The 15,883-nt window shown below is 67.4% G+C and carries 17 protein-coding genes; 15 read left to right on the top strand and 2 right to left on the bottom strand.

Translation table 11 applies throughout. The annotated features are described in order from the left end of the window. Positions 1 to 10 precede the first annotated feature (10 nt). The 10 genes from KHY18_RS05890 to KHY18_RS05845 all read left to right on the top strand — a co-directional run bounded on the left by KHY18_RS05890 (position 11) and on the right by KHY18_RS05845 (position 8,864). Positions 11 to 592 (top strand): cysteine hydrolase family protein, encoded by a 582-nt coding sequence (locus tag KHY18_RS05890; RefSeq protein WP_213295491.1) that lies wholly within the window; start codon positions 11 to 13, stop codon positions 590 to 592. A gap of 7 nt (positions 593 to 599) precedes the next feature. Further along, positions 600 to 1,412 (top strand): HpcH/HpaI aldolase/citrate lyase family protein, encoded by an 813-nt coding sequence (locus KHY18_RS05885; protein WP_213295481.1) that lies wholly within the window; start codon positions 600 to 602, stop codon positions 1,410 to 1,412. Positions 1,413 to 1,489: 77 nt separating this feature from the next. Beyond that, positions 1,490 to 2,122: a GntR family transcriptional regulator gene (locus KHY18_RS05880; RefSeq protein ID WP_213295480.1), complete on the top strand. Its 633-nt coding sequence runs from the start codon at positions 1,490 to 1,492 to the stop codon at positions 2,120 to 2,122. An 851-nt stretch (positions 2,123 to 2,973) separates the two neighbouring features. Continuing rightward, a complete protein-coding gene (locus KHY18_RS05875) occupies positions 2,974 to 3,951 on the top strand; it encodes a tripartite tricarboxylate transporter substrate binding protein (RefSeq protein ID WP_213295475.1) in 978 nt (325 codons plus the stop codon). A gap of 240 nt (positions 3,952 to 4,191) precedes the next feature. Beyond that, positions 4,192 to 4,947, top strand: coding sequence for an SDR family NAD(P)-dependent oxidoreductase (locus tag KHY18_RS05870; protein WP_213295473.1), 756 nt, complete (start codon positions 4,192 to 4,194; stop codon positions 4,945 to 4,947). Beyond that, positions 4,944 to 6,281, top strand: coding sequence for a fumarylacetoacetase (gene fahA / locus KHY18_RS05865; protein WP_213295471.1), 1,338 nt, complete (start codon positions 4,944 to 4,946; stop codon positions 6,279 to 6,281). The genes KHY18_RS05870 and fahA overlap by 4 nt, the downstream gene beginning before the upstream one ends. Positions 6,282 to 6,289: 8 nt before the next feature. After that, positions 6,290 to 6,655, top strand: coding sequence for an NIPSNAP family protein (locus tag KHY18_RS05860; RefSeq protein WP_213295468.1), 366 nt, complete (start codon positions 6,290 to 6,292; stop codon positions 6,653 to 6,655). Beyond that, positions 6,645 to 7,202, top strand: coding sequence for a VOC family protein (locus tag KHY18_RS05855; RefSeq protein WP_213295464.1), 558 nt, complete (start codon positions 6,645 to 6,647; stop codon positions 7,200 to 7,202). The genes KHY18_RS05860 and KHY18_RS05855 overlap by 11 nt, the downstream gene beginning before the upstream one ends. Positions 7,203 to 7,250: 48 nt before the next feature. Further along, positions 7,251 to 8,225 (top strand): tripartite tricarboxylate transporter substrate binding protein, encoded by a 975-nt coding sequence (locus KHY18_RS05850; protein WP_213295461.1) that lies wholly within the window; start codon positions 7,251 to 7,253, stop codon positions 8,223 to 8,225. 78 nt (positions 8,226 to 8,303) lie between these two features. Then, entirely contained in the window at positions 8,304 to 8,864 is a 561-nt protein-coding gene (locus tag KHY18_RS05845; RefSeq protein WP_213295451.1) for an NADPH-dependent FMN reductase, read from the top strand. A 26-nt stretch (positions 8,865 to 8,890) separates the two neighbouring features. Here KHY18_RS05845 and KHY18_RS05840 read toward each other — a convergent pair whose 3' ends face one another. Together KHY18_RS05840 and KHY18_RS05835 are read right to left on the bottom strand one after the other, a co-directional pair. Then, a complete protein-coding gene (locus tag KHY18_RS05840) occupies positions 8,891 to 9,814 on the bottom strand; it encodes a hypothetical protein (RefSeq protein WP_213295448.1) in 924 nt (307 codons plus the stop codon). Positions 9,815 to 9,929: 115 nt separating this feature from the next. Next, on the bottom strand, positions 9,930 to 10,634 hold the full coding sequence (locus KHY18_RS05835; protein ID WP_213295445.1) for an SDR family NAD(P)-dependent oxidoreductase: 705 nt from the start codon (positions 10,632 to 10,634) through the stop codon (positions 9,930 to 9,932). A 121-nt stretch (positions 10,635 to 10,755) separates the two neighbouring features. On the opposite strand from KHY18_RS05835, the gene KHY18_RS05830 reads away from it, so the two are divergent. The 5 genes from KHY18_RS05830 to KHY18_RS05810 all read left to right on the top strand — a co-directional run bounded on the left by KHY18_RS05830 (position 10,756) and on the right by KHY18_RS05810 (position 15,883). Further along, positions 10,756 to 11,646: a LysR substrate-binding domain-containing protein gene (locus KHY18_RS05830; RefSeq protein ID WP_502768347.1), complete on the top strand. Its 891-nt coding sequence runs from the start codon at positions 10,756 to 10,758 to the stop codon at positions 11,644 to 11,646. Positions 11,647 to 11,725: 79 nt separating this feature from the next. Continuing rightward, the gene (locus KHY18_RS05825; protein ID WP_213295438.1) at positions 11,726 to 13,726 is read left to right on the top strand and encodes an aconitase family protein; all 2,001 of its coding nucleotides are present in this window, start codon (positions 11,726 to 11,728) and stop codon (positions 13,724 to 13,726) included. Positions 13,727 to 13,805: 79 nt separating this feature from the next. After that, a complete protein-coding gene (locus KHY18_RS05820; protein ID WP_213295435.1) occupies positions 13,806 to 14,795 on the top strand; it encodes a tripartite tricarboxylate transporter substrate binding protein in 990 nt (329 codons plus the stop codon). A gap of 1 nt (position 14,796) precedes the next feature. Continuing rightward, positions 14,797 to 15,294: a ribonuclease E activity regulator RraA gene (gene rraA, locus KHY18_RS05815; RefSeq protein ID WP_213295561.1), complete on the top strand. Its 498-nt coding sequence runs from the start codon at positions 14,797 to 14,799 to the stop codon at positions 15,292 to 15,294. A 79-nt stretch (positions 15,295 to 15,373) separates the two neighbouring features. After that, positions 15,374 to 15,883, top strand: a complete 510-nt coding sequence (locus tag KHY18_RS05810; protein ID WP_213295433.1) for a sigma-70 family RNA polymerase sigma factor — start codon at positions 15,374 to 15,376, stop codon at positions 15,881 to 15,883.

Here is a 15,883-nt window from a genome sequence, read left to right as displayed (position 1 = left end):
GGAAAGTGCCATGAGCTCCTCCATCTATCTCGTGCTCGACATGATGAACGACCTGATTCACGACGAAGGCCCGAACGGCCAGGCGGCGTACGGCCAGCAGGTCAGGGCGCGCCAGCTGATTCCCCGCACCCGGGCCGCGATCGACAAGGCGCGCGCCGCGGGCGTGTCGGTGGGCTTTGTGCGCGTGGGCTTTTCGTCCGACTACCGCGAATGCCCGCCGAATTCGCCGATCTTCGCGGGCGCGCGCAAGAACGGCATCTTCAAGCTGGGCACCTGGGGCACCGAAGTGCACCCGGGACTGGGCCAGCAGGCCGGCGACTTCGACATCATCAAGCACCGCGTGAGCCCGTTCTACAGCACCACGCTGGGCGCGGTGCTGCGCGCCCAGGGCGTGCGCCGCATCTACTGCTCGGGCGTGTCGACCAATGCCGTGGTGCAGGCCATGGTGCGCGAAGGCCATGACCGCGATTTCGAAGTCATCGTGCTCGAAGACTGCTGCTGCGCGCCCAGTGACGAGGAGCATGCGCAGGCCGTGGCCACGTTCAAGCGCTTTTGCCAGCTGACCACGTCGCAGGACGTGGTGTTTTCCTGAGGCACGCATGACACAGCGCAGCTTTCTGTTCGTTCCCGGCCACCGCCAAGACCGATTCGACAAGGCCGTCGCCAGCGGCACCGATGCCGTGATTCTCGACCTCGAGGACGCAGTCGCGCCCGAGTCCAAGCCGGCGGCGCGCGCAGCCGTGCGCGCCTGGCTGGCCGCGGGGGGCAGGGCGCTGGTGCGCATCAACGCCGCCGACACCCCCTGGTTCGCAGATGACCTGGCGATGCTGGCCGCGCTGCCCCAGGCGGGCGTGATGCTTTCCAAGGCCGATGCGCCGTCGCTTGCACACACGCTGGCGGCGCTGCCGGGGCGCGAAGTGATCGCGCTGCTCGAAACCGTCGCCGGCTTCATGGACCTGGCCGCGCTCAGCCGCGCGCCTGGCCTCACGCAGATCGCGTTCGGCAGCGTGGATTTCGGCATCGACAGCGGCATCGCCGACACCGGCGACGCAATGACCGCGGTGCGCACGCAGATCGTGCTGCATTCGCGCTTTGCGGGCCTGCGCGCACCGCTGGACGGCGTGAGCGTGCGCTTTGACAGTGCCGAGCAGATGTACGCCGACGCGCTGCGTTCCAGCCAGCTGGGCTTTGGCGGCAAGCTGTGCATTCACCCCGCGCAGGTGGGCGCGGTGAACCGGGCGTTCGCGCCCAGCGAAGAGGAGCAGGCCTGGGCGCGGCGCGTGCTGCAGGCCTTCGACGCCAGCGCGGGCGCGGCCACGGCCGTGGACGGCAAGATGGTGGACCGCCCGGTTGTCGAACGCGCGCGCCGGATTGTGGCCTCGGCCCGCGCCGCGCCAGGCGCCGTCGCATAGAATCGGCGAACAGCCCTAGGGGGTCACATTTAAGGAGAATGGCGTTCGACCTGGCGTTTGCAGTCGAGCGGCTTGCAATGGAATATCGAACCAAGGAAGAACAGGTTGCCGACTACCTCCGCGAGGGCATCATCTCCGGGGTGTATCCGCGCGGCTCGCGTCTGAAGCAGGCGGAGATCGCCGAGCAGCTGCAACTGAGCATCACGCCGGTGCGCGAAGCCTTGAAGCTGCTCGAGGCCGAAGGCTATGTCAGCGGCGACTCCTACCGCGGCGCGCGCGTCGTGCCGTTCGATCCTGCGTCCTCCAAGGAAATCCTGATGCTGCGGCTGGTGCTCGAGTCGCAGTTGGTGCGTGGCTCGAGCGAACGCGCCACGGCCAAGGACCTGGCCGACCTGCGCGTGCTGGCCGATGAATTCTCCGCGGCCTTCGCCAGCGGCGACCGCGCCACCGCGCGCGGCATCAACTACCGCTTTCACCGCCGCATGTACGACATCGCCGAAATGCCGCAGACGCTGCATTTCGTGCAAATCCTCTGGGCGCGCTACCCGTTCGACCTGATCAACGCCGCCAAGGACCGCGGCCAGGCCGCGGCCGACGAACACGACGAAATCCTCGACGCCCTGGCCAGCGGCGACGCCTCGGCCGCGGTGCTGGCGATGCGCAAGCATATCGAGTCGGGGTGGACCATTCTGGGGCAGGAACAGCACTGATTGCGGGGCCTGGCTTGCGCTGGTCGAGGGCAGAGACGCCCTTCGACGCGGCCGGCAAGGCAAGCTCGGGGCGAACGGCCATCCGTTATTTGTTTCAAGTAGATCGGGGCGAAAAGCGCGGTGTGCATGCTCGCGCAATTTTTTACCCGTTCGCCCTGAGCGGAGTTAAGCGAGCCTGGATCTCGCAAGGCCTTAAAAAGAAACAGCGGGCGTCGAAAATCCGTTCGTCCTGAGCGAGGTAAGCGAGGCTAAGCCTCGCAAGGCGTTAAAAAGAAACAGCGGGCGTCAAAAATCCGTTCGCCCTGAGCCTGTCGAAGGGTGAACGGCCTGTGCTCCAGGCATGAGGACGGGCCGTTCATGGTTCGACAAGCTCACCACGAACGGGTCACAGTTTTGCCGCCGTTTGCCAAAATCGACCACCTTCTAAGTCATTGATTTATTTGACAAAAAAAAGCTGTTTCTTGAGAGCCTGCCTTGCCGGCCGCGTCGAAGGATGAACGGCCTGTGCTCAAGTCATGACTACGGGGCGTTCATGGTGCGACGCGCCCGGCCAGGGAGGCTCACCACGAACGGGTCACTGTTTTGCCGCCGTTTGCCAACATCGACCACCTTCTAAGTTATTGATTTAGCTAGAAAAAAAGCTGTTTCTTGAGAGCCTGATGCAGGATGAACGGCCTGCGTTCCAGCCAGCCTGCTTTTCTCCAGCCACCACTTCAATGTGTCTATTCAACGGGTAATCACCAATCTCAAGCACGGCCGGATAATGCATTATGCATTATGCATTGAGCATTTTATAAACCATATTTTCAACCCGCCCGACGCCCCCGTGCGCCCGGCATCAGGAGACTCCCATGCGCGCTGCTCCCACGTTTGTTCGGGCTTTCGTCATGGCGGCTTGCGCCGTGACTGCATCGGCGGCAACCTGGGCCGACAGCTATCCCAGCCGGGCGGTGCGCATCATCGTGCCGGTGGCCGCGGGCGGGGGCACCGACTACAGTGCGCGGGCCATCGCCCACAAGCTGTCGGCGGCGCTGGGCCAGAGCGTGGTGGTCGAGAACCGGCCGGGGGCCTCGGGCAACATCGGTGCCGAGCAGATTGCGCGCGCCGCGCCCGACGGCTATACGCTGGGCATGCCCATCACCTCGTTTCCGGTCAACCCCAGCCTCTACAGCAAGCTGCCTTTCGATACCGCCAAGGATTTTGCGCCCGTGGTGCTGGTGGGCACCTTGCCGCTGGTGCTGGTGGTACACCCTTCGGTGCCCGCGCAGAACACCGCGGCGCTGATAGAGCAGGCGCGCAAGAAGCCCGGCAGCATCAATTTTGCCAATTCGGGCAGCGGAACGACAGCCCATCTGGCGGGTGAGCTGTTCAAGCGCATGGCGAAGATCGACCTGGTGAGCGTGAACTACAAGGGCGGGGGCCCGGCCGTGACCGATCTGCTGGGCGGCCAGGTGCAGATGTATTTCGCGACCCTGCCTTCGGTGCTCGCGCATATCCAGGCCGGCAAGCTGCGTGCGCTGGCCGTGACCGGCAAGGCCAGGCTGGCGGAGCTGCCCGATGTGCCCACGGTGGCCGAGTCGGGCCTGCCGGGCTTTGAAGTCACGGCCTGGTTCGGCCTGTTCGCGCCCGCGGGCACGCCCGAGCCCATCATCAAGCAGCTGAATGCCGAAGTGGTGAAGATCCTCAACACCGCCGAAATGCAAAAGAGCCTGCCGCAACACGGCATCGTGCCCGCGGGCGGCAGCCCGCAGGAGCTGGGCAGCCATCTGCGCGAGGAAATCCAGAAATGGAGCGTGGTCGTCAAGGATGCGGGAATCAAGGTCGAGTGACATCGAGCGTCTGGCGCAACGGGGTCGGCGCCCTGCGCCAATGACGAATTTTCGGGCAGTTCGCTTAACGGACAGTCGGGTCCGCCGAAGGCGGGCACCAAGCCACGCCGCGTTTGCGTGAGTCAGTAAGGCAGCTGATTTTTCGTGTTCATTTGATGGACAGGTCTGAGACGCGTTTTGATTGATTGGAAAACAATCGATCCAACGCAACAACCTGACATCCATCCCTTGGACACGCCCATGTCGGAACCTACCCAGCATTCTCCCTTGCGCGGCAAGATCGCGCTCGTCACCGGCGGCAGCAATGGCATAGGCGCGGCCACGGTGCGCGCTCTGGCCAACGAAGGCGCGACGGTCGTGATCGGCTACCACCAGAGCCTGGAGCGCGCCGCAAGCCTGGGAGCGCAATTGCCCGGCCCGCAGCACACGCTGCGCATCGCGCTCGAAGAACAGGCCAGCCACGCCGCGGCCGCGCAATGGCTCTCCCAGACCTTTGGCCGGCTCGATGTGCTGGTGAACTCCGCGGGTTTCACGCAGCGCATCGCACATGCCGACACCGACGCGCTGGAGCCCGACCTGTTCAACAGCATTCTTTGCGCCAATGTCGGCGGCACCTATGCGGTCACACGCGCGCTGCTGCCCCTGCTGCGCCAATCGGACAACGCGGTCGTGGTCAATGTGTCGTCGGTCTCGGCGTTCACGGGCCTGGGCAGCAACATGGCCTATTGCGCGGCCAAGGCCGGCCTGGACACGCTCACCATCTCGATGGCGCGGGCCTTCGGCCCGGTGCGCTTCCTGTGTGTTTCGCCGGCGTCGGTCGACACCGATTTCGTCGGCGGCCGCAGCCGCGCCGAACTCGAGAAGAAAGCCGCGCAGACGCCGCTGGGCCGCGTGGTCGCTCCCGAAGATGTGGCCCAGGCGGTGCTGGCCTGCGTCACGCATCTGCGCACTTCCACGGGCGCGCGCATCGTCATCGATGGAGGGCATTCGCTGTGAACCCGTCTTTGATCAACGCCACCCACGACCCCGCGCTGCGCAGCTGGGTAGCGAGCGCCAACCTTCCCGGCGCAGATTTCCCCATCCAGAACCTGCCGTTCGCGGTGTTCAGCGTGCGCGGCTGCGCTGCCGCCGCGCGTTGCGGCGTGGGCATTGGCGACCAGATTCTCGATGTCGCGGCCTGCGCGCCGCTGCTGTCGGGCCTGGCCGCCGAAGCCGCCCTGGCCTGCGCGGCGGCTACGCTCAATGCGCTGATGGCGCTGGGCAATGCGGCTGCATCCGCGCTGCGTGCCGAACTCTCGCGGCTGCTGAGCGCGGGCCAGACCGCGCAGCGCGAGCTGCTGGCGCAGGCGCTGCACCCGCTGGCCGGTGTCGATTTGCACCTGCCCGTCAAAGTCGGCGGCTATACCGACTTCTTTGCCTCGGTGCACCACGCGACCAATGCGGGCCGGCTGTTTCGCCCCGACGCGCCGCTGCTGCCCAACTACAAGTACGTTCCCGTGGCCTACAGCGGCCGGGCCAACAGCGTGCGCGTGGGCGGCGCGCCGCTGCAGCGCCCCTGGGGCCAGCTCAAGGCCGCGGACCAGGCCGCGCCGGAGTTCGCTCCGGCCCGGCGCCTGGACTATGAAGTCGAGCTGGGCATCTATATCGGCGCGGCTTCGCAGACCGGTCGCCCGCTGGCCGTGGCCGATGCCTGGGACCATGTGTTCGGCGTCTCGCTGCTCAACGACTGGTCGGCGCGCGACATCCAGGCCTGGGAATACCAGCCGCTGGGCCCGTTCCTGGCCAAGAGTTTCGCGACCAGCGTCGCGCCCTGGGTCATCACTGCCGAAGCGCTGGCGCCGTTTCGCCAGGCCATGGCGGCGCGCGACGCCGGCGACCCCGCGCCCTTGCCGCATCTGTTCGATGCCGCCGACCAGGCGCTGGGCGGGCTGAGCGTGGACATCGAGGCGCAGCTGCGCAGCGCGCGCATGCGTGCACAGGATCTGCCCGCGCAGCGGCTGTCGCGCTCCAACGCCGCGACGCTCTACTGGAGCTTCGCGCAGATGCTGGCCCACCACACCAGCAACGGCAGCGCGCTCGATACCGGCGACCTGCTGGGCTCGGGAACGATTTCGGGCGCCACGGCCGACGCGCTGGGCAGCCTGCTCGAACTCACGCGCGGCGGCGCCGAGCCGCTGACGCTGGCCGCGACGCAGGAGCAACGCACCTTCCTGCACGACGGCGACGAAGTGAGCCTGCGCGCGCGCAGCGAGCGTGCGGGCTTTGTCGGCATAGGCTGGGGCCATTGCACGGGCACGCTGGGCGCGGCCACGGCCACGCCGCTGGGTTAGGAGTTCCCATGCTCGTCGAACAACGCACCTATACCGCCCACCCGGGCAAGTGGCGCGACTATCTTGCGCTCTACGAAGCCGAAGGCCTGGAAATCCAGCAGCGCATCCTGGGCCGCATGGTCGGCTACTACACCACCGAGTCGGGGCCGCTCCACCAGATCGTGCATCTGTGGGCCTATACCGACTTCAACGAACGCGCGGCGCTGCGCGCGCGCCTGATGGCCGAGCCCCGGTGGCTGGCCTATGTGGCGCGCATGCTGCCGCTGCTGCAAAGCCAGGAATCGAAGTTCCTCACGCCCGCGCCGTTTTTCACGCCGCTGTGGCATTCCCCCGCAACTCCCGCCATTCAACAGGAGACCTCCGATGCTGTGTAAGAAACTCCACCATGCGGCCTTTCGCTGCAAGGACGCCGCCGAGACCGTCCAGTTCTATACCGAAGTGCTGGGCCTGAAGTTCGCCCATGCGATGGGCGAGGACCATGTGCCGTCGACCGGCAAGTACAGCCCGCACATCCATATCTTTTTCGAGATGGACGACGGCAGCAACATCGCGTTCTTCGAATGCCCGCAGGACGAAGGCGAAGCCTCGGGCCGCGACGCGCGCACGCCGGGCTGGATACAGCACTTCGCGTTCGAAGTCGACAGCCTGGAAACGCTGGAGCAGGCACGGCGCGACCTGCTGGCCAAGGGCCTGAAAGTCGTGGGCCCGACCAACCACGACGACTTCATCACGTCGATCTACTTCTTCGACCCTTCGGGCCACCGGCTCGAACTCACGGTGCGCACCTGTGAGCCGCAGCGCTATGCGCAGTTCGAAGCCGAGGCGCCCGAAGTGCTGGCGCTGTGGAACGAGACCCACGACTGGTCGCAACGCGCGAAAGTCTTTGGCGCCCAGACCGGCTACGTGCGCGCGCCGGGCTGACGCCGGGCTGGCGCTTTTTCCAAAAATCAATAAATTCAGGAGACAAACATGGCCCCCATTTCCCGTCGCAGCGCGCTGCTTGCCGGCGCCGCATCCCTGGCGCCGTTCGCGGCCTGGTCCCAGGGCGCGTATCCCAATCGGCCCATACAGCTGATCCATGGCTTTGGCGCGGGCGGCAATGCCGACGTCGTCGCCCGGCTCGTGGGCCAGAAGCTGCAGGAAAGCCTCAAGCAGCCGGTGGTCGTGGAAATCAAGAGCGGCGCGGGCGGCTCCATCGCCAGCAATGCCGTGGCCAAGGCCGCGCCCGACGGCTACAGCCTGGTGATGCTCACGGGCGCGCACACCGTCTCGGCGGCGCTGCGCAAGTCCATGCCTTATGACGCGCTCAAGGATTTCGCGTTTCTCTCCACGGTGTCGTCGTTTCCCTTCGTGGTCGCGGTGCGCGCCGAGCATCCGGCGAAGAGCCTGGCCGAGCTGCTGGCCATGGCGCGCAAGGACCCCGACAAGGTCAGCTTCACCTCGGTGGGCGTGGGCTCGACCCAGCACATGGTCGGCGAACTGCTGGGCGCGACCGCCCAGGTGAAGCTGCTGCACATACCCTACCGCGGCGGCGGCGCGCCCGTGCAGGCGGTGATTGCGGGCGATGTCGACGTGCTCACCGACACGCTCACGGTGGCCGCGCCGCACATCAAGTCGGGCCGGCTGCGCGCGCTGGCGATCACCAGTGCCGAGGCCTGGCCGTCGGCGCCGGGCGTGCCTACGGTCTCCACGGTGCTGCCGGGCTTTGAAGTGCGCTCCTGGCTGGGCCTGGCCGCGCCCGCGGGCACGCCCGCCGAGGTGGTGCAGAAACTCGCCGCCGAGATCCACAAGGCGCTCAAGGCGCCCGATCTGCAGCAGGCGCTGGCCAACGCCGGCAGCGCCGCGGCGCCGAGTTCGCCCGAGCAGATGCGCGCCATGGTCGGCAGCGAGATCGCGCGCTGGCGCGATGTGATCCAGCAAGTAGGCATTGCGCTGCAAGGCTGATTTCACGCGACAATCGCGGGGCCGGGCCGCAGGCTTGCGGTCGCGGCCCTTTTTTTTGTGACCTTCAAGGAAGTCTTCATGGACATCGTCGGAATCTGTGGCAGCCTGCGCGGCCAATCCATCAATCGCATGTTGCTCAATCTCGCGGGCGACTGCCTGCCCGAAGGCGCGACGCTGGACGTCGTGGCGTGGGACGAAGTGCCGCCCTTCAACTCCGACCTGATGGCCAGGGGCCTGCCGCCTTCGGTGTCGGCGCTGCGCGAGCGCATTCGCAAGGCGGACGCGGTGATCATCGCCACGCCCGAGTACAACTTCTCGATTCCGGGCATGCTCAAGAACGCGATCGACTGGGTGTCGCGCGGCGACGACCAGCCGCTGCTCAACAAGCCCGTGGCCATTCTGTCGGCCACGCCCGGCCCGCTGGGCGGCGCGCGCGTGCAATACGACCTGCGCAAGGTGCTGCTGTTCATGAACGCCGCGGTGCTGGTCAAGCCCGAGATCTTCGTCGGCTTTGCCAACCAGAAGTTCGACGCCGACGGTCAATGCACCGATTCCACGACGCGCGGCTTCGTGCAGTCGCAAATGGACGCGCTGGTGCGCCATACCAAGCTCCAGCAGCAATTGCAGAAGCTGGGCTGAAGCGCAGGGGGGCGGCGCTGCGGCGCTCAGCCCTTGTTGGCCAGAACGTCGAGCTTCCTGGTTTCGGCCCGGCCATCGGCTTGGATCGCGATATCAATCCTCATTTCCAGCGATTTATGCATATGGGGGGCCTCGCTTACGGCCTCCTTCTTTTCAGCGCGCATGTCCTCGTCTTGCACGTGGTCCACGTCCTGCGTGCACAGCGCCCGCAGGCGTATCACGCCGTCTTCGCGGCTGATGCGGTACTCGGTGACCTGCCCTTCGGAAGTAGGGCACAGCGGCGGCAGGCCGCCGGTGCGCTCCGTGTTCGCCATGATGAGGCCGAAAAGCGCCTGATTGGCGAGTGTCAGAACAGTCTCTTTTTCTGCCGCCGTGCAGTTCAGGGCATCCATCGCGCCGTCGAGTGCGGACAACTTGGCTTCCGTTCTTGCTGTGTCAGAGAGCGTGACGTCATCGGGCAAAGGCTTGCCGTCGATGTAGTAACTGCCGCGGGTGATGTCCTTTGTTGCCTGCACCGCAAGCTTGTTTACTTCGCCGTTGCTCGCGATGGTTGCGTTGATGGCCTTCAAGTCGCAGTCGAATACTTTGCGCGTCAGCAAAATACCTTCGCCTTTTTCATCGCCATCCAGCAGCAGCGCATAGGTTTCAACGCCGTTTTCTATCGTATGTTGGAAGCGGTCCTTGTAGCCGTCGCCCGCAAGGCTTTGCAAAGTCAGAAAGCTGTCGATCTTCTGGGCATCCGGCGTGTTGGGCATGTACATGTCGAACAGGCATTTCTTGGCCTGCTCGCGGTCGGTGCCAAAGAACATGTCCGACACCTTGTCCCAGATGCGGCTGCCGAGACCGCCAATGTGGTCGCGGTCGCTGGCGTTTTTGACGGTCGCGATATCGCTGGCGCTGATCGATGCGAGGTTCAGCACTTGGGGGCCTGCGGAACTGATTGTGGTCATTGAAGCTCCTGATGATGGGGTGTCTTGAATGGACTTGGTAACCCGTCATGCAGAAAGTTCCAGCCGCAGGCCGGCGCATGGCCGCCTGCGCCCGCCCGTTTTAGCCGCTAAAAATTCAGCCGGCAGTCCGGGGGCTCCGGGTCACGGGCAGCGCCGCGCCCGTGACGGCCGCGGAGTCCGGGCCCAGAAAGAACAGCACGACGCGCGCCAGATCTTGCGCGCGCACCCAGTTGCGCGTGTCGGCGTCGGGCATGTCGCGGCGGTTTTGCGGCGTGTCGATGATGCTGGGCAACACCGCATTGACGTTGATGCCTTCGTCGGCGAGTTCGGCCGCGAGCGCTTCGGTGAGCTTGATCACGCCGGCCTTGGACGCGGCATATGCGCCCATGCCGGCCGTGGCCGACAGCGCGGCCATCGCGCCCACATTGACGATGCGCGCGGCGGGCCGCTGGCGCAGCCAGGGCAGGGCGGCGCGGCTGGCGACCACGGCGGTCTTGAGGTTCATGGAGTACATGCGGTCCCAGGCGTCGAAAGCATCGCCGCTGGTGGTCTGCCACTGGAAGCCGCCCGCGACATTGACCAGCGCGTCGACACCGCCCAAGGCTTGGGCGGCCTGCTGCAGCGCGGCGTTTGCTGCCTGGGTGTCGGTCAGGTCGACTCCGCCTATGCACAGCACGTTCGCGGGCAGCGTGGCGGCGGCCGGCGCCGCGCCATGGCCGACAAGGCATACGCGCGCGCCGGCTTCGGCGGCGGCGATGCCGATGGCGCTGCCCAGCGCGCCGAAGCCGCCGGTGATGACGATGGAAGAAGAAAAAGCCATAAGTAGAGAGAAGTTCGTTGCGAAAGACAGGGCCTCAATGTGGAGCGCCTGGCGGCCGACGTCAAGCCCGGGGCGCGCCGCGCCCATGGGACAATGCGCGCTTGTTCCAGGAGCGCCCACTTTGCCGACCCGCCGCGTCGATCCCTACAGCCTGCGCCTTTTTGTGGCCGCCGCCCAGGCCGGCTCCATCGTGCGCGCGGCGGCGCAGGAGCATATCGCGGCTTCGGCGCTGAGCCGGCGCCTGGCCGATTTGGAGCATGCGTTCGGCCGGCCGCTGCTGGTGCGCTCGCCGCGCGGCGTGTCGCTGACCGACGCCGGGCGCGTGGTGCTGGCGCGCGGCCTGCAGATCGATGAAGACCTGCAGGCGCTGGTGCGCGAAGTGCAGTCGGAAGGCGACGCGGTGCGCGGCACGGTGCGGCTGTACGCCAACATGTCGTCGGTCATCGGCTTTCTGCCCGAGCGCATCAAGCGCTTCATGGCGGCGTACCCGCAGGTGCGCGTGGCGCTGCATGAAATGGACACTGGCGATGTGCTGCGCGCCTGTCTCGACGACCGCGCCGATGTCGGCGTGGGTGTGCAGATGGACGCGCCCGCGGGCATAGACGCCTGGCATTTCGCCCAGGACCCGCTGTATGTGGTGGTGCCCGCGGCGCATCCGCTCGCGGCCCAGGCCACGGTCGATTTCGGCCAGGCGCTGGACCATGCGCTGATAGGCATACACCAGGGCGGGGCGCTGGACCGCGTGCTGCACGCGCGCGCGCTGGCGCTGGGCCGCGAGTTCGCGCCCACGGTGTCGGTCAGCAGTTTCGATGCGGTATGTCGCATGGTCGAGGCCGGCATGGGCGTTGCCGTGGTGCCGCAGAGCGCGGCCGCGGCCTATGCGGGGGCCGCGCATTTCGCGCGCCGCCCGCTGGCCGCGAGCTGGGCCGCGCGCAGCCTGCATCTCTACGCCTTGCACCGTTCGCCGCAGCCGCGCGCCACCCAGGCCTTGATTGACAGCCTGAAAGGGTAAGTCCCGATCGCGCATTTCGCGCGACCCCCTGTGCCGTGTTGGCGCTTGGCCTGTGCGCGCCGGCAAGCCAGCATGGCGCATGGCTGATGATAAAAATTCCCCACGAACCTCTGACGACGCCGCATTGCACTTCAATGCGCGCATTCTTTTTCTGAGCCAGTTGCCCGCGCCGGTCGAAGCCGTGCTGCGCGGCGAAGCCGTGGCGCTGGCCCAGGCCCTGCCGCTGCGCGACGATGTCTCTACCGACGAAATCACGCCGCTGCCGATTCTCACGCACTATGACGAGAAGCTGGGCCGCTACCCCTATACCGGCTTCAAGGCGGGCGAGTGCCTGCCGATCGCCGCGGGCGCGGTCAGCACGGCGGGCATCGAAGTCGTGGTCGCGGGCAAGCGCTATGGCAAGGGCTCGTCGCGCGAACACAGCCCCACGGCCGAAAAGCTCGCGGGCGTGCGGCTGGTGATCGCCGAAAGCTTCGAGCGCATCTACCGGCAGAACGCCGACAACATCGGCCTGTTCACGTCCACCGATCTGGGCCTGGTCGCGCGCATTGCCGCGGGCCAGGCCATCCCGCTGGAGGAACTGCTCGCAGGGCGCGATGCGCTGGCTGCGGCCATCGTGCGCAGCGGCGGGTTGCTGCGCTTCGGCCAGACGCATATGCGCGCCATCGAGGAGAGCGCCAGCGACGCGGCGCCAGGGCCGCGCACGCTGTTCGAGAAGATCGTCGCGCGCCACGCGCTGGCCACGGCGCTGACACCGGCATCGCCGCGCGTGGGCGAAGGCATTTTCGTGCGCGCCGACTGGCGCTTCATTCACGAGTACTACACGGGCATGGCCGCGCACATGCTGCACGCCAACCTGGGCCGGCCGCTGGCGCTGCAGGCGCCCGCGTCGGTGATCGTCTTCGAAGACCATACCTCCTATGTCGAGGAAAGCCCGGCCCATGTGCGCGCGGGCCTGGTGCCCAACGTGCAGCGCATGGTCGAGGCCCAGCGCGCCTTTGTCGCCGAATACGGCCTGCGCTCGCACCGCACGCTGACCGAGGCCGAGGCCTTGCACGACAAGGGCGGCGACGCGGCCGGCATCTCGCACGCCATGGTCGCCGAGCACTACGCGCTGCCGGGGCAGCTGGTCGTGGGCACCGATTCGCATACGCCGCACAGCGGCGCGCTGGGCTGCGTGGCGTTCGGCGTCGGTACGACCGACATGGCCAATGCCCTGGTCACGGGCGCGGTGCGGCTCACGGTGCCGGCGTCGCTGCTGGTGCGCTGCAACGGCCGCCTGGCCGCGGGCGTCACGGCCAAGGATCTGGTGCTGCACCTGCTGGCCCAGGACTTCATTCGCACGGGCGGTGGCGTGGGCAAGGTGTTCGAGTTCGTCGGCGAGGCGGTGCAGGCCCTGGCCATAGACGAGCGCGCGACGCTGACCAATATGACGGCTGAACTGGGCGGGCTGACGGGCATCGTCGCGCCCGATCAGGAGACGCTGCGCTTTCTGCGCGAGCGCCGCGGCGTCGACTTCGCGCTCGAGGACTGGATGCAAAGCGACGCCGGCGCCGCGTATGCGCAAGTGCTGGAGATCGACTGCGCCGCCGTGCCGCCCATGGTCGCGGCGCCTGGCGACCCGGGCAATGGCCGGCCGCTGGCCGCGGTGCCGACACCGGTGCGCATAGACATCGCCTACGGCGGCTCGTGCACCGCGGGCAAGCGCGAAGACTTCGTGCATTACCACGCCGTGCTGCGCTGGGCCGCCGACCGCGGGCTGCGCGTCGCGCCCGGCGTGTCGCTGTACCTGCAGTTCGGCACCACGGCCGTGCGCGACCACTGCATCGCCGCGGGCTACATGGACGCATTCGAGCGCGTGGGCGCGCGCATTCTGCAGCCGTCGTGCGGCGCCTGCGGCAACTGCGGGCCGGGCGGCTCGGTGCGCGCGGACCAGGTCACGGTGAGCGCAATCAATCGCAACTTCCCCGGCCGTGGCGGGCCCGGCAATGTGTGGCTCGCGAGTCCGCCCACGGTGGCGGCCAGCGCGATCGCCGGAGAACTGCTGTCGTTCGAGCAACTGCAGGCGCGCCACCGCTGAGCGGCGCGGCGCGCGGGATAGGTCGTGAGGGCTGGCACAGACCGGCCCCTGGGCAACAAAAACCAAGGAGACAAGAGCGATGAAAGACAAGACATTTGCGGCGCGGCGCGCGCTGATCGGCGCGGCGGTGTGCGCCGCCTGCGCGGCGCCGTTCGGCGCGTTCGCACAGACCCTCAACACGGCCAAGCCGATACGGCTGATCGTGCCGCTGGCCGCGGGCTCGACCGTGGACGCGATCGCGCGCGCGGTCGCGCCCGGCCTGGGGCGCGCGAGCGGCCATGCGGTGGTCGTCGAAAACCTCGCGGGCGCGGGCGGCATCACGGGAACGGCCCAGGTCGTCAAGGCGCCCAAGGACGGGATGACGCTGGGCATGATCTCGTCCAACCATGTGATCAATCCCGGCATCTACAAGTCGATTCCTTTCGACAGCCTCAAGGACATCACGCCGATCGCGGTGCTGGCCACGGTGCCGCTGGTGCTGGCGGTGAACGCGGCCTTGCCGGTCAAGTCCGTGACGGAGTTGCTGGCCTATGCCAAGGCCCATCCGGGCAGTCTCAACTTCGGCTCGGCCGGCAATGGCAGCACCTTGCATCTCGCGGGCGAACTGCTGGTCAGCGAGACCGGCATCCACATCAAGCATGTGCCTTACCGCGGCACGGGTCCGCTGATCACCGATCTGATCGGCGGCCAGGTGCAGCTGGGCTTTGTGTCGATTTCCCAGGTCGCGGCCCAGGTCAAGGCCGGCACGCTGCGCGCGCTGGCGGTGAGCACCAGCCAGCGCTCGGCGGCCCTGCCCGACGTGCCCACGCTGGCCGAAGCCGGCGTGCCCAAGTACGCGTTCGACGCCTGGGTCGCGCTGATCGCGCCTGCGGGCCTGCCCAAGCCGCTGGTCGACGAGTACGCGGCGGCGATCGCCAAGGCCATGGCCTCGCCCGAAGCGCATGCGGCCGTGGTCGGCCAGGGCTTGTCGCTGCTCTCGATAGGCCCGGACGCCGCGCCTGCGTTCTTCCAGGCCGAGCTGGTCAAGCACCAGAAGCTGGTGAAGCAGTCGGGAGCCACGCTTGACTGACATGGCGGCGGCGCCCATTCTGCCCGGCGAGGCGACGGCCGATCTGTGCGATCGGCTGGGCGCGCAGGCCCGGGTCTGTCATCTGCCTTGGCGTTCCTATGGCAGGCTGCAGGCGACAAGCGCGTCCATCGCCTGCGTGCAGGCGTTCGAAGACGCAGGCCCGGTGCGCGCGCTGCTCGATACGCCGGGGCGCGGACGCATTCTGCTGGTCGATGCCGGCGGCCTGCTGCGCGTGGCCGTGCTCGGCGAGCGCATGGCGCAGCTGGGCCTGGCCAACGGCTGGCGCGGCGTGATCGTGCATGGCGCGGTGCGCGACGTGGCGGCGCTGGCCGCGCTGGATTTCGCCGTGCTGGCGCTGGGCGCGGTGCCGCAGCGTGCCAACCCGCAGGCACCCGCCGAAACGCGGCATTGCGCGCTGGCGCTGGGCGGCGTGGAGATCAGCGACGGCGACTGGGTGGCGCTGGACGCGGACGGCCTGGTGTTTGTGCGGGCGTCCTGAGCGCAAGGCGGTGCGGGTGGAACTGCAATAGAATGAGAATGGTTCTCGTTCATTTGCACTTCTTTCACCCCCGCCGCCCATGCCGTCCGCCCCGAGCTCGCTCCACAGTGAAGTCACCTCCCTGTACACCGACCACCACGGCTGGCTGCAGGGCTGGCTGCGCAAGAAGCTGGGCAATGCGCACCAGGCCGCCGATCTGGCCCAGGACACGTTTGTGCGCCTGCTGTCGCGCGAGGCGCCCATGCAGGCGCGCGAACCGCGGGCGTTTCTGACGACCGTGGCGCAGCGCGTGCTCGCCAACCACTATAGACGCCAGCAGCTCGAACGCGCCTATCTCGAAGCGCTGGCCCTGCTGCCGCCCGTGCTCGCGCCATCGCCCGAAGAGCGGGCCTTGCTGCTGGAGGCGCTCGATGCGATAGACCGCATGCTCGACGGCTTGAAGCCCGCGGTGCGGCGCGCGTTTCTGATGGCCCAGCTCGAAGGCCTCAAGCAGGCCGAGATCGCAAGGGAATTGGGCCTGTCGCTGAACACCGTGCAGCGCTATCTCGCGCAGGCCGGCATGCACTGCTATTTCGCGGTGAACGCGTGA

The organism is Acidovorax sp. CCYZU-2555, assembly GCF_018413525.1.
Classification (GTDB): Bacteria; Pseudomonadota; Gammaproteobacteria; order Burkholderiales; family Burkholderiaceae_C; genus Comamonas.
The sequence above is the reverse complement of the archived record's forward strand: the minus strand, read 5'-3'. Positions and strand labels throughout refer to the sequence as shown.

Excerpts from the sequence above, each read along its gene's own strand:
- rraA (WP_213295561.1), top strand. The coding sequence starts at position 14,797 with ATGGCGGCGGCGCCCATTCTGCCCGGCGAGGCGACGGCCGATCTGTGC.
- KHY18_RS05880 (WP_213295480.1), top strand. The coding sequence starts at position 1,490 with ATGGAATATCGAACCAAGGAAGAACAGGTTGCCGACTACCTCCGCGAG.
- KHY18_RS05890 (WP_213295491.1), top strand. The coding sequence starts at position 11 with ATGAGCTCCTCCATCTATCTCGTGCTCGACATGATGAACGACCTGATT.
- KHY18_RS05875 (WP_213295475.1), top strand. The coding sequence starts at position 2,974 with ATGCGCGCTGCTCCCACGTTTGTTCGGGCTTTCGTCATGGCGGCTTGC.
- KHY18_RS05885 (WP_213295481.1), top strand. The coding sequence starts at position 600 with ATGACACAGCGCAGCTTTCTGTTCGTTCCCGGCCACCGCCAAGACCGA.
- KHY18_RS05870 (WP_213295473.1), top strand. The coding sequence starts at position 4,192 with ATGTCGGAACCTACCCAGCATTCTCCCTTGCGCGGCAAGATCGCGCTC.
- KHY18_RS05810 (WP_213295433.1), top strand. The coding sequence starts at position 15,374 with ATGCCGTCCGCCCCGAGCTCGCTCCACAGTGAAGTCACCTCCCTGTAC.
- KHY18_RS05820 (WP_213295435.1), top strand. The coding sequence starts at position 13,806 with ATGAAAGACAAGACATTTGCGGCGCGGCGCGCGCTGATCGGCGCGGCG.
- KHY18_RS05850 (WP_213295461.1), top strand. The coding sequence starts at position 7,251 with ATGGCCCCCATTTCCCGTCGCAGCGCGCTGCTTGCCGGCGCCGCATCC.
- KHY18_RS05845 (WP_213295451.1), top strand. The coding sequence starts at position 8,304 with ATGGACATCGTCGGAATCTGTGGCAGCCTGCGCGGCCAATCCATCAAT.
- KHY18_RS05825 (WP_213295438.1), top strand. The coding sequence starts at position 11,726 with ATGGCTGATGATAAAAATTCCCCACGAACCTCTGACGACGCCGCATTG.
- KHY18_RS05840 (WP_213295448.1), bottom strand. The coding sequence starts at position 9,814 with ATGACCACAATCAGTTCCGCAGGCCCCCAAGTGCTGAACCTCGCATCG.
- KHY18_RS05855 (WP_213295464.1), top strand. The coding sequence starts at position 6,645 with ATGCTGTGTAAGAAACTCCACCATGCGGCCTTTCGCTGCAAGGACGCC.
- KHY18_RS05860 (WP_213295468.1), top strand. The coding sequence starts at position 6,290 with ATGCTCGTCGAACAACGCACCTATACCGCCCACCCGGGCAAGTGGCGC.
- KHY18_RS05835 (WP_213295445.1), bottom strand. The coding sequence starts at position 10,634 with ATGGCTTTTTCTTCTTCCATCGTCATCACCGGCGGCTTCGGCGCGCTG.